The 24,639-nt window shown below is 43.3% G+C and carries 21 protein-coding genes; 10 read left to right on the plus strand and 11 right to left on the minus strand.

The genetic code is table 11. The features are described from left to right. Positions 1-396: 396 nt before the first annotated feature. On the plus strand, positions 397-1,236 hold the full coding sequence (gene mepA / locus AB6C75_RS17840) for a penicillin-insensitive murein endopeptidase (protein ID WP_372108504.1): 840 nt from the start codon (positions 397-399) through the stop codon (positions 1,234-1,236). A gap of 278 nt (positions 1,237-1,514) precedes the next feature. After that, positions 1,515-1,823 carry a hypothetical protein gene (locus AB6C75_RS17845; protein ID WP_372108505.1) on the plus strand — a complete coding sequence of 103 codons (309 nt, stop codon included), beginning with the start codon at positions 1,515-1,517 and terminating at the stop codon, positions 1,821-1,823. Positions 1,824-1,865: 42 nt separating this feature from the next. Here the strand turns inward: AB6C75_RS17845 and AB6C75_RS17850 are convergent, their stop codons facing one another. From AB6C75_RS17850 to rdgC, 3 genes are all read right to left on the minus strand, one after another. Further along, positions 1,866-2,120, minus strand: a complete 255-nt coding sequence (locus tag AB6C75_RS17850) for a YfhL family 4Fe-4S dicluster ferredoxin (RefSeq protein ID WP_004735061.1) — start codon at positions 2,118-2,120, stop codon at positions 1,866-1,868. A 20-nt stretch (positions 2,121-2,140) separates the two neighbouring features. Further along, positions 2,141-3,559 carry a tRNA 5-hydroxyuridine modification protein YegQ gene (yegQ, locus tag AB6C75_RS17855; RefSeq protein WP_017098091.1) on the minus strand — a complete coding sequence of 473 codons (1,419 nt, stop codon included), beginning with the start codon at positions 3,557-3,559 and terminating at the stop codon, positions 2,141-2,143. A gap of 205 nt (positions 3,560-3,764) precedes the next feature. Continuing rightward, entirely contained in the window at positions 3,765-4,679 is a 915-nt protein-coding gene (gene rdgC / locus AB6C75_RS17860; protein WP_009848262.1) for a recombination-associated protein RdgC, read from the minus strand. Between the two features lie 193 nt (positions 4,680-4,872). On the opposite strand from rdgC, the gene phoB reads away from it, so the two are divergent. From phoB to AB6C75_RS17875, 3 genes are read left to right on the plus strand one after another with little or no spacing between them, the layout of a single operon-like run. Beyond that, positions 4,873-5,562, plus strand: coding sequence for a phosphate regulon transcriptional regulator PhoB (gene phoB, locus AB6C75_RS17865; RefSeq protein ID WP_004735064.1), 690 nt, complete (start codon positions 4,873-4,875; stop codon positions 5,560-5,562). 33 nt (positions 5,563-5,595) lie between these two features. After that, positions 5,596-6,894 carry a phosphate regulon sensor histidine kinase PhoR gene (phoR, locus tag AB6C75_RS17870; RefSeq protein ID WP_017106503.1) on the plus strand — a complete coding sequence of 433 codons (1,299 nt, stop codon included), beginning with the start codon at positions 5,596-5,598 and terminating at the stop codon, positions 6,892-6,894. A 17-nt stretch (positions 6,895-6,911) separates the two neighbouring features. After that, positions 6,912-7,868: a PstS family phosphate ABC transporter substrate-binding protein gene (locus AB6C75_RS17875; RefSeq protein WP_029223961.1), complete on the plus strand. Its 957-nt coding sequence runs from the start codon at positions 6,912-6,914 to the stop codon at positions 7,866-7,868. Positions 7,869-7,932: 64 nt separating this feature from the next. Here AB6C75_RS17875 and ppx read toward each other — a convergent pair whose 3' ends face one another. Further along, positions 7,933-9,444 carry an exopolyphosphatase gene (gene ppx / locus AB6C75_RS17880; RefSeq protein WP_372108508.1) on the minus strand — a complete coding sequence of 504 codons (1,512 nt, stop codon included), beginning with the start codon at positions 9,442-9,444 and terminating at the stop codon, positions 7,933-7,935. Beyond that, positions 9,435-11,531: a polyphosphate kinase 1 gene (gene ppk1 / locus AB6C75_RS17885; protein WP_372108509.1), complete on the minus strand. Its 2,097-nt coding sequence runs from the start codon at positions 11,529-11,531 to the stop codon at positions 9,435-9,437. Before ppk1 ends, ppx begins: the two co-directional genes overlap by 10 nt. Before the next feature lie 200 nt (positions 11,532-11,731). On the opposite strand from ppk1, the gene AB6C75_RS17890 reads away from it, so the two are divergent. The 4 genes from AB6C75_RS17890 (at position 11,732) to phoU (ending at position 17,361) form a co-directional block, all read left to right on the plus strand. Next, on the plus strand, positions 11,732-13,948 hold the full coding sequence (locus AB6C75_RS17890; RefSeq protein WP_009848267.1) for an ABC transporter permease subunit: 2,217 nt from the start codon (positions 11,732-11,734) through the stop codon (positions 13,946-13,948). Positions 13,949-14,058: 110 nt separating this feature from the next. Further along, on the plus strand, positions 14,059-15,768 hold the full coding sequence (gene pstA / locus AB6C75_RS17895) for a phosphate ABC transporter permease PstA (RefSeq protein WP_017098087.1): 1,710 nt from the start codon (positions 14,059-14,061) through the stop codon (positions 15,766-15,768). Continuing rightward, positions 15,769-16,587 (plus strand): phosphate ABC transporter ATP-binding protein PstB, encoded by an 819-nt coding sequence (pstB, locus tag AB6C75_RS17900; RefSeq protein ID WP_004735071.1) that lies wholly within the window; start codon positions 15,769-15,771, stop codon positions 16,585-16,587. It abuts the gene before it with no gap. Between the two features lie 75 nt (positions 16,588-16,662). After that, a complete protein-coding gene (gene phoU / locus AB6C75_RS17905) occupies positions 16,663-17,361 on the plus strand; it encodes a phosphate signaling complex protein PhoU (RefSeq protein WP_004735072.1) in 699 nt (232 codons plus the stop codon). Between the two features lie 9 nt (positions 17,362-17,370). On the opposite strand, the gene AB6C75_RS17910 is transcribed toward phoU, so the two are convergent. The 5 genes from AB6C75_RS17910 to AB6C75_RS17930 all read right to left on the minus strand — a co-directional run bounded on the left by AB6C75_RS17910 (position 17,371) and on the right by AB6C75_RS17930 (position 21,392). Continuing rightward, on the minus strand, positions 17,371-17,862 hold the full coding sequence (locus AB6C75_RS17910) for a hypothetical protein (RefSeq protein ID WP_017090962.1): 492 nt from the start codon (positions 17,860-17,862) through the stop codon (positions 17,371-17,373). A gap of 149 nt (positions 17,863-18,011) precedes the next feature. Beyond that, the gene (locus tag AB6C75_RS17915; protein ID WP_004735074.1) at positions 18,012-18,563 is read right to left on the minus strand and encodes a porin family protein; all 552 of its coding nucleotides are present in this window, start codon (positions 18,561-18,563) and stop codon (positions 18,012-18,014) included. A gap of 128 nt (positions 18,564-18,691) precedes the next feature. After that, a complete protein-coding gene (locus AB6C75_RS17920; protein WP_102503038.1) occupies positions 18,692-19,621 on the minus strand; it encodes a LysR family transcriptional regulator in 930 nt (309 codons plus the stop codon). Between the two features lie 99 nt (positions 19,622-19,720). Then, positions 19,721-20,464, minus strand: a complete 744-nt coding sequence (locus AB6C75_RS17925; protein WP_372108512.1) for a copper homeostasis protein CutC — start codon at positions 20,462-20,464, stop codon at positions 19,721-19,723. Between the two features lie 319 nt (positions 20,465-20,783). After that, entirely contained in the window at positions 20,784-21,392 is a 609-nt protein-coding gene (locus AB6C75_RS17930; RefSeq protein ID WP_004735077.1) for a peroxiredoxin C, read from the minus strand. A gap of 209 nt (positions 21,393-21,601) precedes the next feature. On the opposite strand from AB6C75_RS17930, the gene AB6C75_RS17935 reads away from it, so the two are divergent. Further along, positions 21,602-22,507, plus strand: a complete 906-nt coding sequence (locus tag AB6C75_RS17935; RefSeq protein ID WP_086050012.1) for a hydrogen peroxide-inducible genes activator — start codon at positions 21,602-21,604, stop codon at positions 22,505-22,507. Positions 22,508-22,634: 127 nt separating this feature from the next. Here AB6C75_RS17935 and AB6C75_RS17940 read toward each other — a convergent pair whose 3' ends face one another. Then, entirely contained in the window at positions 22,635-24,575 is a 1,941-nt protein-coding gene (locus tag AB6C75_RS17940) for a methyl-accepting chemotaxis protein (protein WP_009848277.1), read from the minus strand. Positions 24,576-24,639 lie beyond the last annotated feature (64 nt).

Raw genomic sequence — 24,639 nt, forward strand, 5'->3', positions numbered from 1 at the left:
CCGGCCTGTCACGCCGGGGGTCGCGGGTTCGAGTCCCGTCCACTCCGCCACTTATAAGACAAAGCCCAACAGAAATGTTAGGGCTTTTTCGTGTCTAGTGTTTTGGTTTGCGACCAACGAGTCCCGGTGCCTGCAACCCCAGCCGTTCCGCCATTTATTAGAAAGCCTAGTCTTATGACTAGGCTTTCGTCGTTTCAGGGCTGTGAGTTTTTGTCTTCGACTACGATAATATCGCTACAGATTGAGAAGATTCGCTAGGAATAGTGAAGCTTTTTCACTTAAATATCTAAAGTCAGTAGATAACTCTCAAGCTATCCCAAAAATATCACTCTCGACATACACCAATTCCCTAATGACGACTAGTATAAAAACAGTGATCGTTTATTTGGAATTGTTATGAGGTTATTTTGTACATTGGCTCTTATCTTTTGTTCGTTTGTTGTATCAGCAACCTCGTGGGAAAAAGAGAAAAGCCCAACAAGAAATTCAACCTCATCCATAGGTAGTTACGCTAATGGTTGTCTTGACGGGGCGCAAGCTTTGCCAATTAATGGGCAAGGTTATCAGGTGATCCGCCCTCAGAGAGAGCGCTATTATGGCCATGCCGAGGCTATTCAGTTTATTGAAAGGTTAGGTGTCATTACAAGCGAACAACTCAACACTAACTTATTAGTTGGCGATATTTCGCTACCTAGAGGGGGACGTTTCTCATCTGGTCATTCAAGCCACCAGACTGGCTTGGATATTGATATATGGTTAAGGCTCACTGATGAGAGACTTTCCGAAAATGAACTCGCTGTTCCTAAGCCAATAAGCGTTGTCGACCTTACTAATTACAAACTGCGTAAATCAAATTGGACCGATGACCATTTTCAAGTGATTCGCTATGCAGCCAAAGATCAAAAAGTGGTACGTATCTTCGTCCATCCTGTTATTAAACAAACTCTTTGTGACCAAGAAAGCTCTGATGCCAATGAGAGAGCTTGGTTAGGAAAAATCAGGCCTTGGTGGGGGCATCATTTCCACTTCCACGTTCGTTTAAAGTGTCCTGATGACAGCTCAAACTGTATAGCTCAAGCAAGCCCTCCTAAAGGTGATGGCTGTGGAGATGAACTTGCCAGTTGGGCTCCGCAGACCATTCCAGTTCCTCCACCTAAAAAAGTAGCTAAAAGTAAGAAAAAAAAGAGAGTTAAAGTGATGCCGAGTCAGTGTTTGGCCTTGATATCCAATAAGTAATCGCATCTATCGAGGTTAATTACAGTGGTAACCCCACTGGTTTTCTCGACTCTAAAACTGGAGAAATATCACACTTTTGTCTAGAGTTTATAAACACGAGATTAAGAACATCGTTTGATATCAATAAAACCAATAACGATATCAGCAAGGGCGACGATGACGAATTTGACAAGGTTTGGTCAGGGATTGAGTGTTTTTTGGGGTGAAAGATGCGGCTTATACGCAGTATGCGAAATCAGAGTCTGATGCCCGTCGATAGATAATTCAAGGATAAGACTATGACTATGATTTGTGCAAAGGAATTTTCCGAATGGTTAAGACATAGGTTCAACGCTGAAAGCTCGGGTATTTCTATTTCAAGAGCTGATATCAATCAGCTAACTGGCAGACAACGTTTAGCCCCTAGCTTCGTAAATGATGTTCACTATGAATTAATGCAGTATGGAATGGCATTTGTGACTGATACCAGTAGAGAAAACTTCTATCTTGTTCCGATAGCTCAGTCAATAAACTGGCGAGAACGACTCGAATATCAATTTGAGAAAGAGATGTTCTGCAACATATATCCCATTGAAAAATCGGGTTAAAAAAAAGGTTCAACTTGATGATTAAGTTGAACCTTTTATCTTTTAGGTCAAGCCTTGAATGATGACAAACTTTTCTAATAATTCGTCGTCAGTTTCAATATGGTTCGGGTCAGTAATGATACATTTTGTAATCGGACATACTGACTGACATGTTGGCTTCTCATAGTGACCTTTACACTCAGTACATAAATCAGGATCGATTTCGAAGATACTGTCACCCATAGTGATTGCACCATTTGGGCATTCTGGGTCACACATATCGCAGTTTATGCACTTGTCAGTTATTAGTAGAGCCATTTATCTTTCCAAAGTAACCGTTATTTACCTGAAGCGTTACGTGTATCTTGGCCTGCGCTCAAGTTACGCATTAACAAACCAAATTCTAGATCAAGATCAGCAGGTACAGGAATAAATACGAAGTGACCGTTACCTTTTGCGTCGTCTACCGCTTCAGATTTACGGTTTTCCATAACTTCTAGTTTGAAAACAATGTTACCTTTCGGTGTCATCATTTCTAGGCTGTCACCAACTAGGAATTTGTTTTTCACTTCTACTTCAGCTAGGTCGCCACGGCGTTTACCTGTGAATTCACCAACAAACTGTTGAGTATCAGAGATAGAATAACCGTATTCGTAGTTTTGGTATGAATCGTGAGTGTGACGACGTAGGAAGCCTTCAGTGTAGCCTCGGTGAGCTAGGCTCTCTAGCGTACCCATTAGACTCTCATCAAATGGCTTACCTGCAACAGCATCGTCGATAGCTTTACGGTAAACCTGTGCTGTACGTGCACAGTAGTAGAAAGACTTAGTACGACCTTCGATTTTCAGAGAGTGAACGCCCATCTTAGTTAAACGCTCAACGTGTTGGATTGCGCGAAGATCTTTTGAGTTCATGATGTAAGTACCATGCTCATCTTCAAACGCTGCCATTTTCTCTTCTGGCTTGTGTGACTCAGAAAGCAACACGACTTCGTCTGTTGGCTTGCCAAGGCCTAGAGTGTTGTCTGGGCGTTCGTCTTGAACTTCAATACCTTGAGTTTCTACTTCTTGAATAGCAACACCTGTTGGGTTTGCTTCAACGATCTGACCATTTTCGTCTTCTTTCGCAGCTTCGGTCTTGTATTCCCAACGACAAGCGTTAGTACAAGTACCTTGGTTTGGATCGCGTTTGTTCATGTAGCCAGAAAGTAGGCAACGACCAGAGTAAGCCATGCATAGAGCACCGTGAACAAAGATTTCTAGCTCTGTTTCTGGGCAGTGTTCGCGAATCTCTTCGATTTCTTCAAGAGATAGCTCACGAGATAGGATCACACGCTCAACGCCTTGAGTTGACCAGAACTTAACGGTCGCCCAGTTTACTGCGTTTGCTTGAACTGAAAGGTGGATCGGCATTTCAGGGAATGATTCACGTACCATCATGATAAGACCTGGATCTGACATGATAAGTGCGTCTGGGCCCATCTCAACAACTGGCTTAAGGTCGCGGATAAATGTTTTTAATTTAGAGTTGTGTGGCTGAATGTTACATACAACATATAACTTTTTGCCTTGAGCATGAGCTTCATCGATACCGATTTGTAGGTTTTCGTGATTGAACTCGTTGTTACGAACACGAAGGCTGTAACGTGGCTGGCCTGCGTATACTGCATCTGCGCCATAGGCGAATGCGTAACGCATGTTTTTAAGGCTTCCTGCCGGTGATAATAGTTCAGGTACAAATGGTTTTTGTGTAGTCATTGCTTCGTTCTCTAATCTGATCTCAAGTCAGGTTGATACCACCAAGTGATATCAAAGGGGCGCAAATTTTACGCTAAAATGAGTTTGGTTGATAGCCCTAAAGATAACAATGGTATTGTGAAGAGTGTTGTTAGGTGTTGATAAGCGGGGTGGAGAAGAAAACAAGCTCAGATATCGTCGATGCCTGAGCTTCAAATCGGAACAATTAAGCGTTAGGTTGAGTTAACCCGCCTAATGATTCGAATAGGTTTGGTAGGAAAACACTGAACTCACCACAAAGTAGAGAGAAGTCTGCATCAAAACGTGCAGCTTGATCTTCACGAGGAATATCGTCGTTCTCATCTTTTAGTTCATCACTGAATTTTAGACGCTTGATGCTGCCATCTTCAGCAAGAATGAACTCAATGCGATCTTGCCAGTTGATCAGAAGTTTAGTCACAACTTTATTGGCTTCGATGTGGTTCTTAATCTCATCAGCTTCTAGTTCTTGTTTCTTAACTCGAACAATACCGCCGTCTTCTTGGATTGATTTAAGCTCAGCTTCATCAAGCATGGTGATGCCTTTAGGCGTATCACCTGACTTAACCCATTCCGTTAACGTTGTTTCAATCGCTTGCTCTGGAATAGCTGGCACTACTGGCAAGCTACCCATTGTTTTACGTAGTAATGCTAGTACGTCTTCTGCTTTTTTGTAGCTGCTAGCATCAACAACAATAAAGCCTTCTTTCGGCATGATCAGCGCGTAAGTGAAGTTACTGCGGCTGAAAGCACGAGGAAGAAGATCGATGATGATGTCTTCTTTTAGGCTGTCTTTCTCTTTCTTTTTCAAAGGAGTACCAGACTCTGCCTCAAGCGTTTCTACTTTTGCATTCAATGAATCTTTGATCACAGAAGCTGGAAGCATTTTCTCTTCTTTCTTTGCACAGATGAGAATGCGGTTTTCTGATACGTGCGTCATCATATCGCCGTGTCTACCCATCGCATTTACCCAACCAAACTTCTGTTTGTCTTGGCTACCACATGGGGTAAAACGGAACTCTTCAAGTTGTTTCTCTAGCTGATCTGCGTTGAAGTCTATATCACGATTAAAGCGATAGACGAGGCAATTCTTAAACCACATAAATATTTCTCATACCTTTATCTGAAGACGCTCATCATAGGAGATTTCGATCCATTTGTCTTATACCTGCAATAAAAATTAAAAGTGAAATGTTTGAGACAGTTATATGAAAATTTGTTTTCAAAGGTCACAAAAGTGTCATAATTAAACCAGATAATGCAATGCGTTGATTAAATACTAAGGCTATTCAATTATGTCGAGAAGGATTCTGGTCGTTGAAGATGAAGCACCTATTCGTGAGATGTTGTGTTTTGTACTTGAACAAAAAGGCTACCAAGCAGTAGAGGCTGAAGATTACGATACAGCGGTAAACAAGCTATGTGAACCTTTCCCAGATCTAGTATTACTAGATTGGATGCTACCTGGTGGTAGCGGGATAAACTTTATCAAGCACATGAAGCGTGAAGAGTTAACTCGCAACATCCCAGTGGTGATGCTGACGGCTCGTGGTGAAGAAGAAGATAAGGTTCGCGGTTTAGAAGTTGGTGCTGACGACTACATTACCAAACCATTTTCGCCAAAAGAGTTGGTCGCTCGTCTGAAAGCGGTTATTCGCCGTGTAACACCAACGGCATTGGAAGATGTGATAGATGTTCAAGGGCTTAAATTAGACCCTGTATCTCACCGCGTTACCGCAAGTGAAGGTCCAGTTGATATGGGCCCAACCGAATTCAAAATGCTGCATTTCTTTATGACTCACCAAGAGCGAGTATACAGTCGAGAGCAACTGCTCAATAACGTTTGGGGTACCAACGTTTACGTTGAAGATCGTACGGTTGATGTTCATATTCGACGTTTACGCAAAGCACTTGAATCTGCTGGTCATGACAAATTAATTCAAACGGTTCGCGGCGCAGGCTACCGTTTTTCTACAAAGGCTTAACGTGGCTTCACTGCCCAGTTTATGGAGTCCTGAATGGTTGAGAAGTTAACCTGGAAAAAGCTGGCTTGGGAGCTGGCTTTTTTTTACGCACCTTGGATTATAGTCGGATGGATATTCGGTTATTTACCTTGGTTATTGCTGGCTGCAACAGTATTACAGTTAGCATGGCATCTACACTATCAAATGCGTTTGTCTGCTTGGTTGTGGGATGAAAAGCGGTTAACACCCCCTTCAGGTTCTGGAAACTGGGAGTCTCTGTTTAATGGTATCTATCGTATGCAGCAGAGACAGCGTCGTAAGCGCAAAGAATTGACCAACCTTATCCGCCGTTTCAGAAACGGTGCTGAATCCCTTCCCGATGCCGTTGTGGTGTTTCGCGGTGAAGGCAATATTGTTTGGTGCAACAAGCTTGCTCAGTATTTACTGGGTTTTCGCTGGCCAGACGATTCAGGTCAACCGATCTCTAACTTGATCCGCACGCCGGACTTCATCAAGTACCTTAATAAACAAGATTTCTCAGAGCCGTTAGAGATGCCTTCGCCACTTAATGTGGAGCGCATGCTTGAGCTTCGTATAGTACCGTATACCGAGGGCGAACACCTCATGGTAGTACGTGATGTTACTCAGCTAAAACAGCTAGAAGGCATGCGTCGTAACTTTTTCGCTAACGTTTCTCACGAGCTACGTACTCCAATGACCGTACTTCAGGGGTATCTTGAAATGACGGAAGATCCAGATATGGTCGTTGGGCCTATGTGGCCTAAGGCTCATGGTGTGATGACTGAGCAATTGAATCGCATGAACAGTTTGGTCAATCAGCTTCTTACTCTTTCTAAGATAGAAGCGGCGCCAATGCATGAATTGGATGAAGTGGTTAACGTTCCGGCGATGTTGGAAGTTCTTGAAAAAGAAGCCGCTAGTCTCAGTGGAGAGCGAGAACACAAGCTGGAATTTGATATTGATAAGAGCTTACGCGTATTAGCTGATGAAGATCAGTTAAGAAGTGCGATATCGAATCTGGTTTACAATGCAGTGAAATACACGCCGCCTGGTGCGACCGTAAAGGTTCGTTGGTATCAAACCAGTCAAGGTGCGTGTTTGGATGTGTCAGACACCGGAGACGGTATCGAACCACAACACTTGCATCGACTTACAGAGCGTTTCTATCGTGTTGATAAAGCACGCTCACGCGATACTGGGGGCAGTGGCCTAGGGTTAGCGATTGTGAAACATGCGCTTAGTCACCATGATTCACATTTAGAAATTCAAAGTGAAGTGGGTGTTGGTAGCCGATTCCATTTCACGCTACCTAGCCGATTGACAGTGTCATGAGTTCCTTAATACGCCGGATGCGTTTCCCCATCAGTTCATTATTAGCATTAGCTTTGGTTACCCCTGTTCATGCCGAGCAAAGTGTCGATTCTCTTCCTGATTATTCTAAGGTTCCGGGTATTTCTGGCAGCTTGTTGTCTGTCGGTTCCGATACCTTAGCGGGAATGACAACGTTATGGGTTGAAGAGTTTAAGTCTTACTACCCGAACGTGAATGCTCAAGTTCAGGCTTCTGGTTCATCCACTGCACCTCCTGCATTAACGGAAGGTACTGCTCACCTTGGGCCTATGAGTCGTCCAATGCGCCTACGAGAAGTGGAAGCGTTCGAAAGGGAGCATGGCTATAAGCCGACGGCGCTTCGAGTTGCTATCGATGCGATTGGTCTTTTTGTGCATCGTGATAATCCTATCGAGGGGCTTAATTTTCGCGAAATTGACAGCATCTTTTCGGAGACATTGCGCTGTGGCGCGACTAAGCCGCTAAACAATTGGCAAGATTTAGGTATCAGCCAGCCGTGGGCAAAACATAGATTCCAACTGTTCGGTCGTAATTCCGTTTCGGGAACCTACGGCTACTTCAAACAAAACGCATTATGTAGTGGCGACTTCAAGAACCGAGTCAATGAACAGCCAGGATCTGCGTCGGTTGTACAGTCGGTCGCTTCATCAATCAGCGGTATAGGGTACTCAGGTATTGGTTATCGAGTGGCTGGTGTAAAGTTAATTCCTATTGCCGAGCATGGTTCTGATTACGTAGAGCCTACTCGAGCGAATATTTTAAGCGGAGATTACCCTCTATCGCGCTTTCTCTATGTGTATGTGAATAAACACCCAGATAAACCGCTTTCTCCTGTAGAGAGAGAGTTCCTCACTTTTGTATTCTCGAAGCAAGGACAAGAACTGGTAGAGAAAGATGGCTATTTAGCGATACCGCCTGAGTTCGCAGAGCAAGAACTGGCAAAAGTCGGGCTATGATCCAGGTACAAAATATGTAGAAACAGCTTGCTAAGTCGCAGGCTGTTTTTGTTTTGACTGTTCGTTATTCTACCTTTAACGACCATCCAGCATTTTGCCAACGTTGTTGTTCTTCTTTGAGTTCATATTCAAGCAGTTGGTTTTGGGCCAACCAATCGCTGTTAGATCCTTTCAATCCCCAGTTATCCTGTTGTTCAATCGTTAGAGTCATGTCCGGAACTAGTGCTTGATTTCGCTGACGATTGAGTAAGATAGCGAGTCTTAATATGCGAATTAGTAGCGTTATTTGTTGTGGAGAAAATAGAGACAGTTCCGGCAAGTCTTGTCGCTTAATCGCTTTTCTTTGGTGGCGAACCAATGTCGAGATAAGACGTTGTTGCTCAGTATTGAAACCGGGCATTGTCGTGTGCTTAAGCAGATAAGCCGAATGGCGGTGATAGCCTTGAAATGCGATGCTTTGTCCTACCTCATGAAGTAGTGCAGCCCAACCAACTAGATCATACAGCTCATTAGTGACCATAGTCGTTACTTGAGGCTGCACTTGTTTCAGTAATGCAAGGGCGAGTTCTTTGACTTTCTGGCCATGAGCTACGTCAACATGGTATCGAGAGACGAGCGTTTCGGCTGTTCTGGTTCGAACATCAATATCTTTAAATCTATCCTCCATGTCATAAAGAACGCCTTCTCTCAGGGCGCCATCAGAAAAATGTAACTCCTTTGTTCCTAGCGTATCCATAGCTGCTGAAAGAATGATGACGCCAGCAGCAAACACCGGCTTTCTCTCATCACTTAAACCTGAAAGGTCTAAGGTTTTGGATGATGAAAACTCACATAAGTGATTTTTCAAATAGGACAGACGTTGTGGCGTAATGAGACCATCGGTAAACCCTAAGCCAATGAGTACCTCTTTTATTGATTTAGCCGTCCCTGATGAGCCAAAGGCGATTTCCCAAGGGGCCTTTGTGTATTCTTCAATCAATGGCATCAATAGGCGAGTAGCTGCGGTATAGGCATCTGAGAAGTGTTGTGAGGTTAGCTCTCCGTCAGCAAAGAAACGTTGAGTGAAGCTGACGCATCCCATAGGTAAACTGCGCATAATTAGGGGAGTAAAGCCTTGCCCAGAGACGAGCTCCGTACTCCCTCCACCGATATCAATAACCAATTTAGATTCGGAAGCGGTTTGAGTGTGTTCTACACCGTTATAGATTATTCGAGCTTCTTCTTGACCGGAAATGATCTCTATTGGAAAAGGAAACAGTGGTTTGGCTTGCTCTAAGAAGTCTTGAGCGTTTTTGGCTTTTCTTAGGGTATGAGTCGCAACAACTCTGACATCATCAAGTTCAAAATCCGCTAGTCGTTCTGCGAACACTTTGAGGCACTCCAAGCCTCGCTCGATAGCACTTTCGGATAAGAAGTTAAACTCATCCAACCCATCACCTAATCTCACTTTCTGTTTGTGTCTGCTGACTAATTGCAGGTGTTGTTCGAATACTCGGGCAACCACCATATGAAAACTGTTCGAACCCAAGTCGATAGCGGCAATACATCGAGAATGTTTGTTATCAATTAGCGGCATGATTTCTTCTCTTGTTTGTACTTCTTGCGAGCAAGTTTCTCCATACGTTTAATATAGTGGTAAGTGGAGAGTTGTGACGTCGGGTAATCGAGTGGGTTTGTTGGAGCTTGTATGTAAGGATTGCTCATCGATTGGTCTAGCACTCGAGCTTTGTTGCTGTCATCGAAATGAAACTCGGTGATATCGATAATGGTTTGCTTGATCTTTGGATCTAAAATTGGAGTGGCGACTTCGATGCGGTGATCGAAGTTTCGTGTCATCCAGTCGGCAGAGGAGATATAGACTTTTGGATTACCAGCGTTACCAAAGATCATCACTCTTGGGTGTTCGAGAAAACGATCGACCACACTAACAATCTCAATCTGCTCACTGGTGTTGGAGACTCCCGGTACGAGAGAGCACATACCACGAATGACCATTCTCACTTTTACATTGGCTTGGCTGGCCTGATAGAGCTTCTCAATGATCTCTCGGTCGACCAAATTGTTGAGTTTTAGAGTGATGCTTGCAGGCTTGCTCTCTATCGCGTTTTGTATTTCATTATCTATCAACTGATACAGGCGTTTTCTTGTATTCTTTGGTGACACAATCAGTTGTTTGAACTGTGATTTTTGATAAGGGTTTTCAATATACTTAAAGACTTGTCTCACCTCTTGGGTCAAATCTTCATTCGCAGTGAGCAGAGAAAAATCGGTATACACGCGCGCTGTTACTTCATGAAAGTTACCGGTGCCAATATGAGCGTAATGCGCCGTATGCTTGCCTTCTTTCCGTTTAATGAGCAGAAGCTTAGAGTGAATTTTCAAACTTGGGATGCCATGGATGACTTTTATACCGGCTTCTTGAAGTTTCTTGGTCCACTGAATATTGGCTTGTTCATCAAAGCGGGCTTGCAGCTCAACGACGACAGTTACTTTCTTACCATTGTGCGCCGCATCGATGATCGAGCTAAGGAGCTTTGAGCCTTCTGCAACACGGTAAACGTTTATTTTTATGGAGGTTACCTTCGGGTCAAAGGAGGCTTGCCTCACGAGTTCAGTGATGTGATTAAAGGTGTGATAAGGGTAATGCAACAAGATGTCACGAGCTTTGATCGCTTCGAAATAGTTTGGGTAGTGGCTGAAATGCGCACACTTAATCGCGGGAAGTGGGCGATTAACTAAATCACGCCTATTAAGGCTTGGAAATTCGCAGAAATGCTTGAAGTTATGATAGCGACCACCCGCAATGACACTGTCATAGTCAGACAGCTTAAGTCTGACTTGCAAGAAATTGAGCATTTCAGCTGGCATTTCTGACTCATAGATAAGGCGTATCGGTAGTGCCGTTAAGCGCTGTTCTAAACCTAAAGACATCGATTCTAATAGGTTACTCTCATTGTTCTCTTGAAGATCATAATCGGCATCACGCGTCATTTTTATCGCAAAACAACGTAATGAGTCATACTCAAAGAATCCTTTAAGCAAGTCATCTAAACAAAATCGAACTATATTATCTAACAAGATCAAAGTTGTACGCTGTGAACCAGAAGTGTCTGGTAACTTAACAAACCGAGGGAGGGCTTCTGATGGGATTTCGAGTAAGACATATTGAGAAGATGTCTCTCGCTCAATGTCGATGGCTAAGTAACTTTGCTCGTCTTTGATAATATTGAGCAACTGGCTATCTTCGTTCAAGAGAAACGGAGTTAAATGTGGCAGCACTTTTTTCTTAAAGTACTTTTTGATCCACTCACTCTGTTCTTCGCTGATTTGTTGTTCGTTGACCAGAAAAATACGATTGCGTGCCAGTTCCAATAGTAAGTCGCTATACAGCTCATGGAATTGAGCGTCGAGCTTACTTGCTTGGCTCTGCATTTGAGTTAGCAGGGTTTTCTGCGAGTTGGCAGGTAATTGAGGATCTTGAAGTAAGATCTTTCGTTTCACATCTGCAAATCGGACTTTGTAAAACTCATCGAGGTTTTTCGAGTAAATACCTAAAAAACGAACTCTTTCGATTAAGGGTACTGATTTGTCGGCTGCTTCTTGGAGCACTCTTTCGTTGAAGGATAACCAGCTAAGTTCTTTTGTGACATAGTCTTTTTCCATCGAGATGATAATCCTTGAGTGCTGGCTATAGAGCTGGTTACTTTAATTTAGAATGACAAGATTCACAAAATCTATGATCTTACTTTAAGAAATATGGTCAACAAACTTGTTATTAGTTTCAGTTGTTTAACGTAACTTGTAATATAATTGTCATCTAACGTACATATTATGTCAGTAGCTAAAAAAAGGTAGATAAACAGATGGCTTCAGCCCAATTTTCATTGAAAGAGCGCGACAAAAAAAGATGGTTGAAAGATCGTCTCGTCCGTTTTTCGGTGACATGTGGCGCGGTCAGTGTTCTAGCTGCTCTGGTGCTGATCTTTGTTTACTTGGCGATGGTCATTTTACCGGTATTTTCTGATACTGGTTTAGATACTGACCAAGCCGTGAAGACCGTAGCCATAGAAAAGCCTATCGCCTTATCCGTGGATGAATACGGTCAGCATGCGTTTACTATCGAAAAATCCGGTTTGGTGCAGTTTTGGGATTTAGAGTCTCAAAATACACATTCTTACTTTGAGCGTAATGTTTTAGCTAACCCCATCGCTTTTTCTCGAAATACCCCATCTGAAAACTGGTTTGCCTTTGCTGATAGCGCAAGTAACCTTACTTTTTTCTACCCTGAGTATAGTGCGCCTGTGCTGCAAAAGGGCAGTGAAGCCGAACCTAAAATTGAGCAAATCGATCTCCCGGAACCGTTTTTAAATGATGAATCATCAAACGGAACAACAATCGAAAAATTTGCGTTCTCTAAGAATGGACGTGGTATCACGGTTGCCGCTCAGCTAAGCGATCAACGAGTTTTGGTTAAGTGGTACCAGAGTGATCTTACTGGTCAGTATGTTTTTCAGAAGAGTCAATGGCTGTCGGATAAGTTGGGTTTACAGCAACAGTTGTTAGTCACGCCTGATGGCCAAACTTTATATCTTCGAGCACAATCGGATTTAGTTGTATTGAAGTTATCCGATAGCGGCTTCAATGTTCGTGAAGTGATTGATCTTAGCTTAAATGATGCGAAGCACTCGGTGAAAAGTATCGATTTACTGTCTGGAGCTTATTCACTGTTGGTTACGCATGAGGACGGACAGGTTTCTCAGTGGTTCGATGTACTCAAAGATGAAAAGCGTAGCCTGACCCATATTCGCGACTTCCAACTCGCCGAAGAGGTTCAGTTTATTCTGCCAGATACTTATAGAAAGGGTTTTTATAGTTTCTATCAGAATGGCACATTACAAAGCCACTATACGACCAGTGAAAAGCTGTCGCTGTTTGAGCGCGCATTTGATAAGTCACCACAATTAGCGGCTATGTCTGCTAACGAACTGCATTTGGCGACGCTGATTGATGGCACCATCAGCGTGGCTAAAGTTGATAACGAATATCCGCAAATATCATTCTCATCGCTTTGGCAAAAAGTCTGGTACGAAAGCTATCCTGAGCCACAATACGTTTGGCAATCAACGTCGGCGAACGATGACTTTGAAGAAAAATTCAGTTTAGTCCCTATCACATTCGGTACTATCAAAGCCGCTTTGTTTGCGATGATGTTTGCCGTGCCGGTTGCTGTGCTCGGAGCCATTTACACCGCATACTTCATGTCTCCACGAATGCGAAGAGTCGTGAAGCCGTCGATAGAACTGATGGAAGCTCTTCCGACCGTTATCATCGGATTCTTGGCTGGGCTTTGGTTTGCTCCCATTGTTGAAACGCATTTAACGGCCGTCTTCTCGTTAATGGTGCTATTACCACTGAGCACGCTACTGACTGGGCTTGTTTGGTTCTGTTTGCCAAAAATGGTGACGAGCCGTTTTACTAATGGTTGGCATGCTCTGATATTGATCCCGGTATTGGTGATTACTGTGATGGCAGTCTTTGCTGGTGAAAATGGTATGGAAGCCTTGTTGTTTGGTGGTGATATTCGTACCTTCTTGGCTAACTATGGCATCGACTTTGACCAACGTAATGCGCTGGTGGTTGGCTTCGCTATGGGCTTTGCTGTCATCCCGACAATTTTCACGATTGCAGAAGACGCTATTTTCTCTGTGCCAAAACATTTATCCGATGGCTCACTGGCGCTGGGCGCAACAGCGTGGCAGACCCTTATTTATGTGGTGTTATTGACGGCTAGCCCAGGTATCTTTTCTGCAATCATGATGGGGTTAGGACGAGCGGTTGGCGAGACTATGATTGTCTTGATGGCGACAGGTAACACCCCTATTCTTGACTGGAATATTTTGGAAGGGATGAGGACATTATCGGCAACAATTGCTGTCGAGTTACCAGAGTCCGAGGTGGGTGGTTCTCACTTCCGATTGTTGTTCTTAGCAGCACTCTTACTGTTTATTTTTACGTTCGCGGTGAACTCTGTCGCAGAGTGGGTTAGACAAAGACTGAGAGATAAATATCGTGCGCTGTAGTTTTAAAACTCTACCTCAATCTCTATCAATGGCTGTTCGCTGTTTGATTAGCGTATCTCACGAACTTGGTTCTTTCTTGGGTTCAGCACGTCAGAGCAAGGTCGTTCATGATGAATAAACTGAAGTCATTATTGTCTTGGATTAAATCAGGCTCTCCGTGGATCTGGCTTACGGGCGGGGCGGTGAGCATCAGTATGCTTTCGGTTCTTGGCCTAATGCTGTTGATTGGCTGGAAGGGCTTGACTTATTTTTGGCCTGCTCCTTTGTACCAATGGCAAGTGGATTCTAAAGATGCATCGTTAGTTGTCGGCCTCGACGAAACGGTAGTAAAGCAAGATGTATTGATTGGCCAGTTATATGAACGAAAATACATCCCGATAGAGCAAGTCCCACAAGTACACGACCTCTTGTCGACTCAAAACCTGTCGACTGGGCTAATTCAGCGCTTAAGTATCAAAGTTGCCAACAGGGAGATTTATCCAGCGGACTTTGTTTCCATTTTGGATGTGAACTTACGTGAACCAACCACCCCACCTGACTGGGCTGTGATTGAGCGAAGTCGAGGTGGTTATTTCTTTGGTAAACCAGTGGGTTTTATAACCGCTTCTGGCACCTTTGATTCGAACATAGACCAAAAGCTCGAGCAAGGCTTGGCGTTCGCTGATACGTTACGTAAAGAAACGTCGCGTGTAGTGAACCAAGAAATCCGCAATATCAGCTGGCAATTGGAAAATTTGCGCTTAGAAAAACGTAAGCTTGAACTCAATGAGTCAGTGAGCGATGAATACCTTAAAACCTATACTCAAACTAAACTGGAATTAAATCGCCAGTTGGCTGAAGCCGAAGTAAAGCTTGAGCATCTTAGAACACAGCTCAATGTCGAAAGCTTGTTGGTAGAAGATATGACAGGAGAGCAGGTTGAAATTTCGCTCAGTCATATTTTGGATTATTGGTACCCGAATAATATGTCTTATCTTGAAAAGGTTGGACATTGGGGAAAACAAGTTTGGAAGTTCTTGTCGGAGAACCCACGAGACTCAAACTCTGAAGGCGGTGTGTTTCCTGCGATTTTTGGCACGGTACTGTTGGTTATTCTTATGTCGATTGTAGTGATGCCTCTTGGTGTGGTTGCTGCGATATATCTTCATGAATATGCAAAAAACAACGCATTAACACGTTTGATTCGTATTGCCGTAATTAACTTAGCGGGTGTACCGTCGATTGTGTATGGTGTATTCGGCTTAGGATTCTTTGTGTATACCATAGGTGGCTCAATCGATTCTTTGTTTTACGCAGAACGATTACCCGCTCCGACATTTGGTACGCCGGGCCTATTATGGTCCGCACTGACCTTAGCGGTATTAACATTACCCGTTGTTATTGTAACAACGGAAGAGGGCTTAACGCGCATCCCTAGCTCCGTGAGGCACGGTTCATTAGCGCTTGGTGCTACTCAATTCGAGACGCTTTGGCGCATTGTTTTACCGATGGCAAGCCCTGCGATTATCACCGGTTTGATTTTGGCAATCGCGAGAGCTGCGGGGGAGGTTGCCCCATTAATGCTGGTGGGTGTGGTGAAACTCGCATCAAGCTTGCCTGTGGATGGTCAGTTCCCATACCTGCATTTAGACAGAAAGTTCATGCATTTAGGTTTTCATATCTATGATGTTGGGTTTCAAACCTCTAATATCGAAGCGGCACGACCTTTAGTGTATGCGACTTCATTTTTACTGGTTACTGTGATTGTTGGATTGAATTTAACGGCCATCAATATCCGTAATAACTTGCGTGAAAAATACCGAACCTTAGGACAAGATTAGATGTTCTCGATTAATGAAACCTTGGGTTACCAAGCACCACTTGATGTTCACAATTTGAAGGATGAGCAAATTGCTATCTCGATTGAAGGGCTGAATCTTTATTATAAAGAGAGCCAAGCACTTGATGATATTTCAATGCAAATCCCAAAGGGACAGGTGACCGCGTTTATTGGCCCATCAGGGTGTGGTAAGTCGACTCTTCTGCGCTGCATTAATCGCATGAACGATCTTGTTGAAGGCTGTAAGGTTTCCGGGAAAGTGAAGCTTCATGGCAAGAACGTCTATCACCCTAAGGTGGATGTCGCGACTTTACGACGCCGTGTTGGCATGGTATTCCAGCGACCGAACCCTTTTCCTAAATCTATCTATGAGAATGTGGTTTATGGTTTGAGGCTACAAGGCGTGAGCAACAGCCGAGATCTGGATGATGCGGTTGAGCGCTCTCTGCGTGCAGCTGCGTTATGGGATGAAGTGAAAGACCGTTTGCATGAGAACGCCTTTGGTTTATCGGGTGGTCAACAGCAGCGTTTGGTTATCGCTCGTGCGGTTGCTATCGAACCTGAAGTGCTTTTATTAGATGAGCCGACTTCGGCACTCGATCCGATTTCTACTTTGACGATTGAAGAGTTGATCAATGAACTGAAGACCCAATACACCGTGGTTATTGTTACTCATAACATGCAACAAGCGGCGCGTGTGAGTGACCATACTGCTTTTATCCATATGGGGAAGTTGATCGAGTACTCAGATACCGATTCGATATTTACTTCGCCATTGAAAAATCAAACGGAAGACTACATTACTGGTAGGTATGGCTAGCGTTTAAGTTCGTGCCATCTAGAGCTAAGTCACTCTGAAATAAACGGCTTTATTCATTTCTTTTAAGGAGCTGACATGCATTTTGGTCGCCACATCTCAGGACAGTTTAATGTCGAATTAGAATCTATCCGTACACACGTATTAACTATGGGTGGATTGGTAGAGCAGCAGTTGTCCTTTGCGATGCAAGCTCTGCATAAAGATGACGCGGAACTGGCCAAGAAAGTGATTCGTGATGACCACAAAGTGAATGCGATGGAAGTTTCAATTGATGAAGCATGTACTCGTATTATTGCGAAGCGTCAGCCGACCGCAAAAGATCTGCGTTTGATTATGGCGATCATCAAAACCATTACCGACTTAGAACGTATTGGCGATGTTGCCTCTAAAATTGCTCAAGGCGCGATCGAGATCCCTTCGACCAAAGAGCAAAAATTTCATGTCTCATTAGAGCCTCTTTGTCGTCAGGCAATCACCATGCTTCACCAAGTATTAGATGCGTTTGCTCGTATGGATGTCGATGCTGCGGCAGAAGTTCACAAACTTGATGATAAGTTGGATGCGGAATACGAGGCAGTCATTCGTCAGTTAATGACGTATATGATGGAAGATCCTAAGAACATCCCAAATATTTTACAGGTGATGTGGTCAGCTCGTGCGATTGAGCGAGTGGGAGACCGTTGCCAAAATATCTGCGAATACATTATTTACTTTGTGAAGGGTAAAGATGTACGTCACCTAGGCGATCAAAGCCTTGATGACGCACTGAAGTAGGTCGAGCCTTTAAAAGCTAATAATGGCACCAAGATTGAAATTGACCGTCGTGTCGTAAGGCACAAAGGTTTTATTGTGATCAAAGATATTCATATCAACACCTGCACGTAGTCCAAGCATTGGTGTCGCTTGGTACACGTAGGCACCGCCTAGGCTTAAACCATGTGTTGTCTTCTCTTCAACTTCGCCTGAGCGCGTTTTTGTGCCGTCATAGCTTGCCACACCAATTTCAGCCTGAAAGCCGTGGTTTTGGTTTCTTCCAAACATGTTCTGGATACCAACGCGATACGCATCAACCGTTTCATCATATCGATCGCTTTCATACCAAATATGAGAGTAGCTTAGGTAAACGGCACCTAAACTGGCCACATCAGTAATACCCGCCTGTACTCCAAAGCCATGATAAGAACCAATCTTTAGTTCTGGGGATAAATGAATAGCACTTGCTGAAACGGAAGTGGAGAGGACAGAAAGTAAAAGCAGGGAAGTTTTTATCTTCATAAAAATACCTAAAGCAATTAGCCTTCCGTGGCTGCAATGGATTTTGATTCGAGAATTGTTCAAAAGTGAGTCAACTTTGATGAGGTGTTAAAACCCAGCAATTGACTGATCGCAAAAAAGCCAGTTTAGACACTGGCTTTTTCAATCTATTAGAAGCGGTAACCGACAGTCCATGAGAATGTTTCGTAATCTACGTCATCGTAGCTCGCGAATTCAAAGCGCATGTCAGTGTATAGGTGTGGTCCGAATTCAGCACGACCACCTAGGCCAACAACGAAGCTGGTATCGTTGTATGATTCAGTCCACTTCTTGTCTAGGATGCTAATTGAATTATCTTCACTTTGACGAGCTAGGCCCAGAACACCATAAGGTTTCAAAGAGAAGCCATCTAATTCAAATTTATAACCGATATCAGCATCAACTTGGAATTTGTAACCATCGATCTCGGCTTTTATACCTTCAACGTTTTCGTCGTCACTATTCGTTGCGTAAGAAACATTGATACCTACGATACGGTTAAATTCATAACCATATTCAAGTTTGATACCGTTACCCCAATCAACTGTGTCATCGGTTAGCCAGTCGTCTACCTGAGTTTGGTTGTAACCAATACCCACACGGTGTTGGCTGTCAAAGTTGTTTGCAAGAACTGGAACAGAAAGTAGTGAAGCTGAAATTAGGGTAGTAAGTGCAATTTTCATATTAGTCTCTATTTAGGGTTAACTTGACTGCACGATCCTTCGTAGTTCAGTATCCGTTTTGATAGGGCTAATATTAAACAGTGTTTTATTTTTCGGCTAAGTAGATATTGGTATCTCTATAATAAGCATTACTTATTAACCTGAGTTGATAGTGCTTTTTGTATTAACTCAAATAGCCAATTGGTAATAGGGGAGTTTCTGTTTTTAATATGTAAATGGCAGTAAACAGGAGTTTTGGGAGGCTCACCATCTATCACAACATCGATTCCGCGTAGGGTTGGGTAATTATCAACGAGGAAAAGATTTGAGTGTGGCATGTACATATCTGTGTGTTGAATGACATCAATGACCGCCATAATTAGCTCACTACGGAAACCAACACTATGTTCAACGGAGAGATCAGTTAGGATATCCGATGCCAAACTATGGTTGTCGTTCCAACCAGGTGTGACTAGTGAAGCGATATCGTACCCTGCCACGTCATAAGGTGTAACGATTTCTTGCTTTAAAGGATGGTCTTTTCTTACAAAAATACGCCCTGTTAGTTCAATTAACTTTTTCGTATAAACTTCTTTACTCGTTTTGCTACCAAGGTAACTGACCCCCATCAACACCTCACCTTTCTGAATGTCAGAAACAGAAGCATTGGTCCAAGAGACTAATTCTAGATTCGCATTCGGTGCTTGCTCTCTTATCACTTTAAATAAAGAACCAGATAAACAAGATAGCACGATAGGTGATAGCGCTATTTTGAGTGTGTAATCGATCTCTTTTGGATCAAAAGTGTTTGATGCATTGATCGCGACAGATAGACCGTCCATGAACGGCTTTATTTCATTGGTGAGTTGTTCTGAGAAAGCGGTAGGCTGCAAACCGCCATGAACTTTAACGAAAAGGTCATCGTTGAAGTGGTGTCTTAGCTTTTGCAGGGCTTGGCTAACCGCTGGCTGAGAAACGAATAAACGCTCCGCAGCCTTTCTGGTGTTTTGTTCTTGATAAACAATAAGAAATGTTCGTAACAGGTTTAAATCAAGAGAGCTGAATAAGTCTTTAGCCATATCTATCTATGAAAATTTTCTGCGCTATTAAATCTAATATACGTCAGTCAGTTAGATTAGTCAGCGAGGTTCTCTGGATTTGTGTTAACGACTATTGCCCTAAGCGATGAGAGCGGCTCTCACACTGGATATCTTGCTAGCATCAGTTACTGGTATCTGATAATCATCAATATCATCACTGCCCATTTGAGCGCTTGAGTTGCTTTCCATTAGACTCGGTCTTGTCGATTTACCTGAAAGGTGCAGTGCAGGTACTTGGGTGGTACTTTGAATCATCTTAGCATTCGTTGCATTGACGCCAGCGCCAGCCATGATATCGATTCTGCCATCGGCTTGTTTGACCATATCTGCGAGCACATTGATGCCTTGCTCAGCATTAACAGCGAGCCCTGATGTCAGGATTCTTTCACATCCAAGTGTGATGACCTGTTCTAATGCTGTTTGGTAATCAGAGCTTTGATCAATGGCTCTATGGAACGTCATTCCAAGCTTCAATGAGTGCGCTTTGTCAGCCAGTTGCTGCATTTTTGGCATATCAATACTTCCGTTCGGCGCTAATGCACCAAGTACGACTCCATCCAACCCAGCACTTGCACAAGCTTCAATATCTTCAAGCATACAGAGCATGTCGTCGTTATCGAAAATGAAGTCGCCTTGTCTTGGTCGTATCATCGCGTAGACAGGAACAGACGAAATTTTTGCGGCTTGCTTCATCATTCCGAAGCTTGGAGTTAACCCGCCAAGTGCCAATGAAGAGCAAAGCTCAATTCGATTCGCGCCACCAGATAGTGCGTTATGTAGAGATTCTAAGTTATCGATACAGACTTCAATTTCGGTGTTCATCATGTTTATCCGTTCAAAAAGATACTGATGAAATCATAGCAATCTAGATACGGATATGAATAGGTGGTCGCAGAGGAAAATAGGGGTAAAGTTTGTTTTTGTAATTACCTCTATTAAATGTTGCAGAGGGAGCTTTGGGGAAATGAAAGGCCGTCGAATAGATATGAAAAAAGCCCGAAGCGTTAACTTCGGGCTTTTAATAGGACTTTACTTCTTAACTGATTGGTGGTGCGCTTTGCGCTATTAGCTTATGCTTTATTTCTCTTTATAGAGAGTCTTCCAACCATTAACCTGAGTTGAGTTCAGGCTTAAGAGGTAATTACTTGCTTAGGTCGTCAGCGTGCTCAGATAGGAACGCAGCAACACCTGTTGGTGATGCGTCCATACCTGCTTTGCCTTCTTCCCATTGTGCAGGACAAACTTCACCGTTCTTCTCGTGGAAGTTTAGTGCGTCTACCATGCGTAGCATTTCGTCGATGTTACGACCTAGTGGAAGATCGTTAACTACTTGGTGACGTACAAGGCCGTCAGCGTCGATTAGGAAAGAACCACGGAAAGCAACGCCTGCTTCTGGGTGCTCAACATCGTATGCTTTGCAGATCTCGTGCTTAACGTCAGCAATTAGAGGGTACTTAACTTGACCGATACCGCCATCAGCGATAGCAGTGTTACGCCATGCGTTGTGAGAGAATTGAGAATCGATTGAAACACCGATTACTTCAACGCCTTTAGCTTGGAAATCTTCTAGACGGTTGTCGAAAGCGATTAGCTCTGAAGGACAAACGAAAGTGAAGTCTAGTGGGTAGAAGAAAACTACAGCTTTCTTACCTTTTGTGAATTCTGCGAAGTTGAAGTTATCAACGATCTCACCGTTACCTAGAACAGCTGCTGCAGTAAAGTCAGGGGCTTGACGACCTACTAGTACCATTTGGAATCTCCTAAAAAATTAGTTGGCCCAACACATCTTTGTTTGGGCTCCGTTTCTACGGGACAAACTATAGTACAATCGGTACTATAGAAAAAAGCGAATTAAATAGATTAAGTTAATCGAAAAAAGCGATGAGTTTAATCTTTGCCCAGTCCTTAGGTCTACTGACCTTTACGTAACTTATCCTACTCATATTACAAAGTAATTTCATGAATAAATGGCCAAGTCTTAAGCAGCTTCATTATCTTGTTACCCTTCACGAAACCCGTCACTTTAGCGACGCTGCGGATCGTTGTTTCGTCAGTCAATCTACGCTAAGTAAAGGCATTCAAAACCTCGAAGAGCTGATTGGTTGTCCTCTTTATGAGAAGAAAGATAAGAAGAGCCCATTGGTTTTCACTCAAGCGGGTGAGCTGGTGGTTAAGCACGGTCGAGAGCTATTGGCGAAAGGACAAGATCTGGTTGAGCTAGGAAATTTATGTAACGGGGATGCGATGCAAGGGCAGCTACGAGTCGGGTGTATCCCTACCATTGCGCCGTTCCTGTTGTGTGATTTGGTTCAAGAAGCCAATCATCGTTTTCCTCAGTTGAACTTACTGTTACGTGAAGACACGACGACTAACTTATTGGCTGCATTACGTCATGGTGAGTTAGATGTGTTGATTCTGGCTCTGCCTGTCGATATCGACAACATGGAGAGTAAAGTTGTCGGGCAAGACCCGTTCAGAATGGTAATCAGCCGCAATCAAGCCGATGGTATTCGTGTTCCGATTAAATATGATGACCTGCCAGACGAATCTGTATTCTTGTTGGAGAACGAGCACTGCTTAACCGAGCACGCGGTATCAGCTTGTAAGCTAACCGACAAAGAGAAGATAAACCCGTTCACCGCCACAAGCCTACATACGTTGGTACAAATGGTGGCAAATGGTTTAGGAACCACCTTTATCCCTCAGATGGCCATCGACCATGGTTTACTGCAGAACCAAAACTTAGTGGTTATTGATCCACCTGGGCAACAGGCGTACCGAGATATCGGTCTTGTCTGGCGACCAAGCTCGTCACGTCTTGAAACCTTTCATCAATTAGCCGATGTGGTTTCTGAATTGCTTTAAAAAACTAGAAAGTAAAATTCAAAACAAAAAGAGCAGCGATTTGGCTGCTCTTTTTGTTTGTTCATTTGAGAAGAAAAACGCCACAAATAGTGGCGTTAGAAGCTTATTTATCTATTTTACTATAACGTTAGATTTTGAAAAAACTCAGCAAGTCTTTTTGCTTAACAGCTAATGAAGAGAGTTCTTCACTTGCCTGTTTGCTCTGCTCAATTCCTGAAACATTTTGATGAACAATATCAAAGGTCAGAGAAACATTTTGTGAAATATCTTGTGTTACGCCAGATTGTTCTTCAGACGCAGTGGCTACTTGTGTGTTCATATCAGATATTAGTTGTACAGAGTCAGTGATAGAGGCGAATGCAGCACGAAGCTGTTCGCTATACTGTCTAGATTCTTCTGCTAACGAAAGGTTGGATTGCATAAATTGGTTCGCATCTTTCGCTTGAGCCTGAAGGCGAGATATTATTTCTTGAATATCGACCGTTGATTGTTGTGTTTTAGCGGCAAGAGAACGAACTTCATCTGCTACCACCGCAAAGCCTCGGCCTTGCTCTCCCGCTCGAGCGGCTTCAATGGCTGCATTTAACGCAAGTAAGTTAGTTTGCTCAGAAATTGAATTGATCACTTCAATAACACTACCGATCTCTACCGAGTACTCTTGCAATTGATTAACGATGTTTGATGTTTCTTCGATCGAGTCTTCAACTTTTCGTGATATATCATCTGATGCATCGAGTGAAACACTGCCATCTTTGACATTTGTCGTTGCCCCAGTTGCAGCGCTCTCTGCGCTAGCTGCATTCTGGCTAACCTCACTCGCAGTACTAGAAAGTTCATTGATAGCAGTTGCGATTTGCTCCATTTGACTCAGTTCTTGTTGAGCATTTCCTTCTGTTTGGCTCATCACTGCGGTTAGCTCAACGGAGGCTGCTGAAACATTATCTGAAATTTGGTGGAAACCATCGATGATTCGACGTAGTTCTTGGCGCATCTCCAAAATGTTTGCGTATATACCGGTTTCTTTACCCGTAATTGGAATCTGCTTTGAAAGATCACCAGCGGCAACTTCGGCAACAATTGCTTGGATGTCACTTGGCTCTCCTCCAACGACTTTCCATACACTGCGGTAAATCGAAACGGCAATGCTAAGAGAAGCAGCGACAACGAGAATTGAAAGAACGCCAAGCACAAATTGCGCGTTAGAGAATCGCTCGACCATATTAGGCCCGACAGAGTCTTGCTCTGACTTTGTTGATAGCTTTATCTCTTCAATTGTTTTTGCTGCATTAACACCAGCAAGATCAAGAGTCCCTGAAATGATGCCATTTCGCGTGTTTATAGTGTCAACGATCTTTGAAAATGTGTTGCGGTAAATTTTGAAGGCACTAGTGAAATCGTTTAAGTAGTTGATTTGTTCCATCGACATGAGTTGAGATTCGATTGTTTCTGCAAGTAGTGCGGCAGAGGCAAACTCTTTTTCAGCACGCTGAGCATCTTCTGTTTTATTGCTCGTCAGAAATTTAGAAGCGTACAATCTTGATAGCAATACATGCTGCTGAAGCTGTCCTGAACTGACAGCAACTTCTAAATCTTCTTCAGCTGAAGCCTGGGTCATTAGGTTAGTCACTGCCTCACGCATATTGACCCCTGATGGGTCTAAGGCCTCTTGAACTAGGTTGTTTCGAGTATTGACAAGTTGAACAACCTTGTTAAAGCCTTGGCTATATTGATCAAGCTGCTTCTTTATCGTTAGGAATTCATTTTTGTGTAGATCGTCAAGATGAGAGTCTAATATTTCATCTATCAATTGATTTGATGCGGTGATACGTCTATTCAGTTCAGAAGCATGTGACGGAATAGGGTTCTTAATATATTTAAGTGCAGATAAACGAGCTTCCAGTATATTGGCTTGGATTCGACCTGTTGAGACACTTGTTATTGCAAGAGAGCGGTAGGTGTTAAACCCATCACTCGATTGATAAAAGCGTAATGAAGCAACGACTGAAATAACCAAAATTAGCGCGAGAATCACGCCAAAACCTAAGGACAGCAATTTCTTTAAACTCATAAATATCATTCCTAGGGCGTGTTGATCTTTGCTGTACATTTCGCGTTCAACAATACATCGGTAG

Origin of the sequence: Vibrio sp. 10N.237.312.B06 (assembly GCF_041464685.1) — a bacterium.
Classification (GTDB): Bacteria; Pseudomonadota; Gammaproteobacteria; order Enterobacterales; family Vibrionaceae; genus Vibrio; species Vibrio tasmaniensis_A.

Bases quoted from the DNA above. Each gene is read 5' to 3' on its own strand.
- mepA (WP_372108504.1), top strand. From the start codon at position 397: ATGAGGTTATTTTGTACATTGGCTCTTATCTTTTGTTCGTTTGTTGTA.
- AB6C75_RS17845 (WP_372108505.1), top strand. From the start codon at position 1,515: ATGACTATGATTTGTGCAAAGGAATTTTCCGAATGGTTAAGACATAGG.
- AB6C75_RS17850 (WP_004735061.1), bottom strand. From the start codon at position 2,120: ATGGCTCTACTAATAACTGACAAGTGCATAAACTGCGATATGTGTGAC.
- yegQ (WP_017098091.1), bottom strand. From the start codon at position 3,559: ATGACTACACAAAAACCATTTGTACCTGAACTATTATCACCGGCAGGA.
- rdgC (WP_009848262.1), bottom strand. From the start codon at position 4,679: ATGTGGTTTAAGAATTGCCTCGTCTATCGCTTTAATCGTGATATAGAC.
- phoB (WP_004735064.1), top strand. From the start codon at position 4,873: ATGTCGAGAAGGATTCTGGTCGTTGAAGATGAAGCACCTATTCGTGAG.
- phoR (WP_017106503.1), top strand. From the start codon at position 5,596: ATGGTTGAGAAGTTAACCTGGAAAAAGCTGGCTTGGGAGCTGGCTTTT.
- AB6C75_RS17875 (WP_029223961.1), top strand. From the start codon at position 6,912: ATGCGTTTCCCCATCAGTTCATTATTAGCATTAGCTTTGGTTACCCCT.
- ppx (WP_372108508.1), bottom strand. From the start codon at position 9,444: ATGCCGCTAATTGATAACAAACATTCTCGATGTATTGCCGCTATCGAC.
- ppk1 (WP_372108509.1), bottom strand. From the start codon at position 11,531: ATGGAAAAAGACTATGTCACAAAAGAACTTAGCTGGTTATCCTTCAAC.
- AB6C75_RS17890 (WP_009848267.1), top strand. From the start codon at position 11,732: ATGGCTTCAGCCCAATTTTCATTGAAAGAGCGCGACAAAAAAAGATGG.
- pstA (WP_017098087.1), top strand. From the start codon at position 14,059: ATGAATAAACTGAAGTCATTATTGTCTTGGATTAAATCAGGCTCTCCG.
- pstB (WP_004735071.1), top strand. From the start codon at position 15,769: ATGTTCTCGATTAATGAAACCTTGGGTTACCAAGCACCACTTGATGTT.
- phoU (WP_004735072.1), top strand. From the start codon at position 16,663: ATGCATTTTGGTCGCCACATCTCAGGACAGTTTAATGTCGAATTAGAA.
- AB6C75_RS17910 (WP_017090962.1), bottom strand. From the start codon at position 17,862: ATGAAGATAAAAACTTCCCTGCTTTTACTTTCTGTCCTCTCCACTTCC.
- AB6C75_RS17915 (WP_004735074.1), bottom strand. From the start codon at position 18,563: ATGAAAATTGCACTTACTACCCTAATTTCAGCTTCACTACTTTCTGTT.
- AB6C75_RS17920 (WP_102503038.1), bottom strand. From the start codon at position 19,621: ATGGCTAAAGACTTATTCAGCTCTCTTGATTTAAACCTGTTACGAACA.
- AB6C75_RS17925 (WP_372108512.1), bottom strand. From the start codon at position 20,464: ATGAACACCGAAATTGAAGTCTGTATCGATAACTTAGAATCTCTACAT.
- AB6C75_RS17930 (WP_004735077.1), bottom strand. From the start codon at position 21,392: ATGGTACTAGTAGGTCGTCAAGCCCCTGACTTTACTGCAGCAGCTGTT.
- AB6C75_RS17935 (WP_086050012.1), top strand. From the start codon at position 21,602: ATGAATAAATGGCCAAGTCTTAAGCAGCTTCATTATCTTGTTACCCTT.
- AB6C75_RS17940 (WP_009848277.1), bottom strand. From the start codon at position 24,575: ATGAGTTTAAAGAAATTGCTGTCCTTAGGTTTTGGCGTGATTCTCGCG.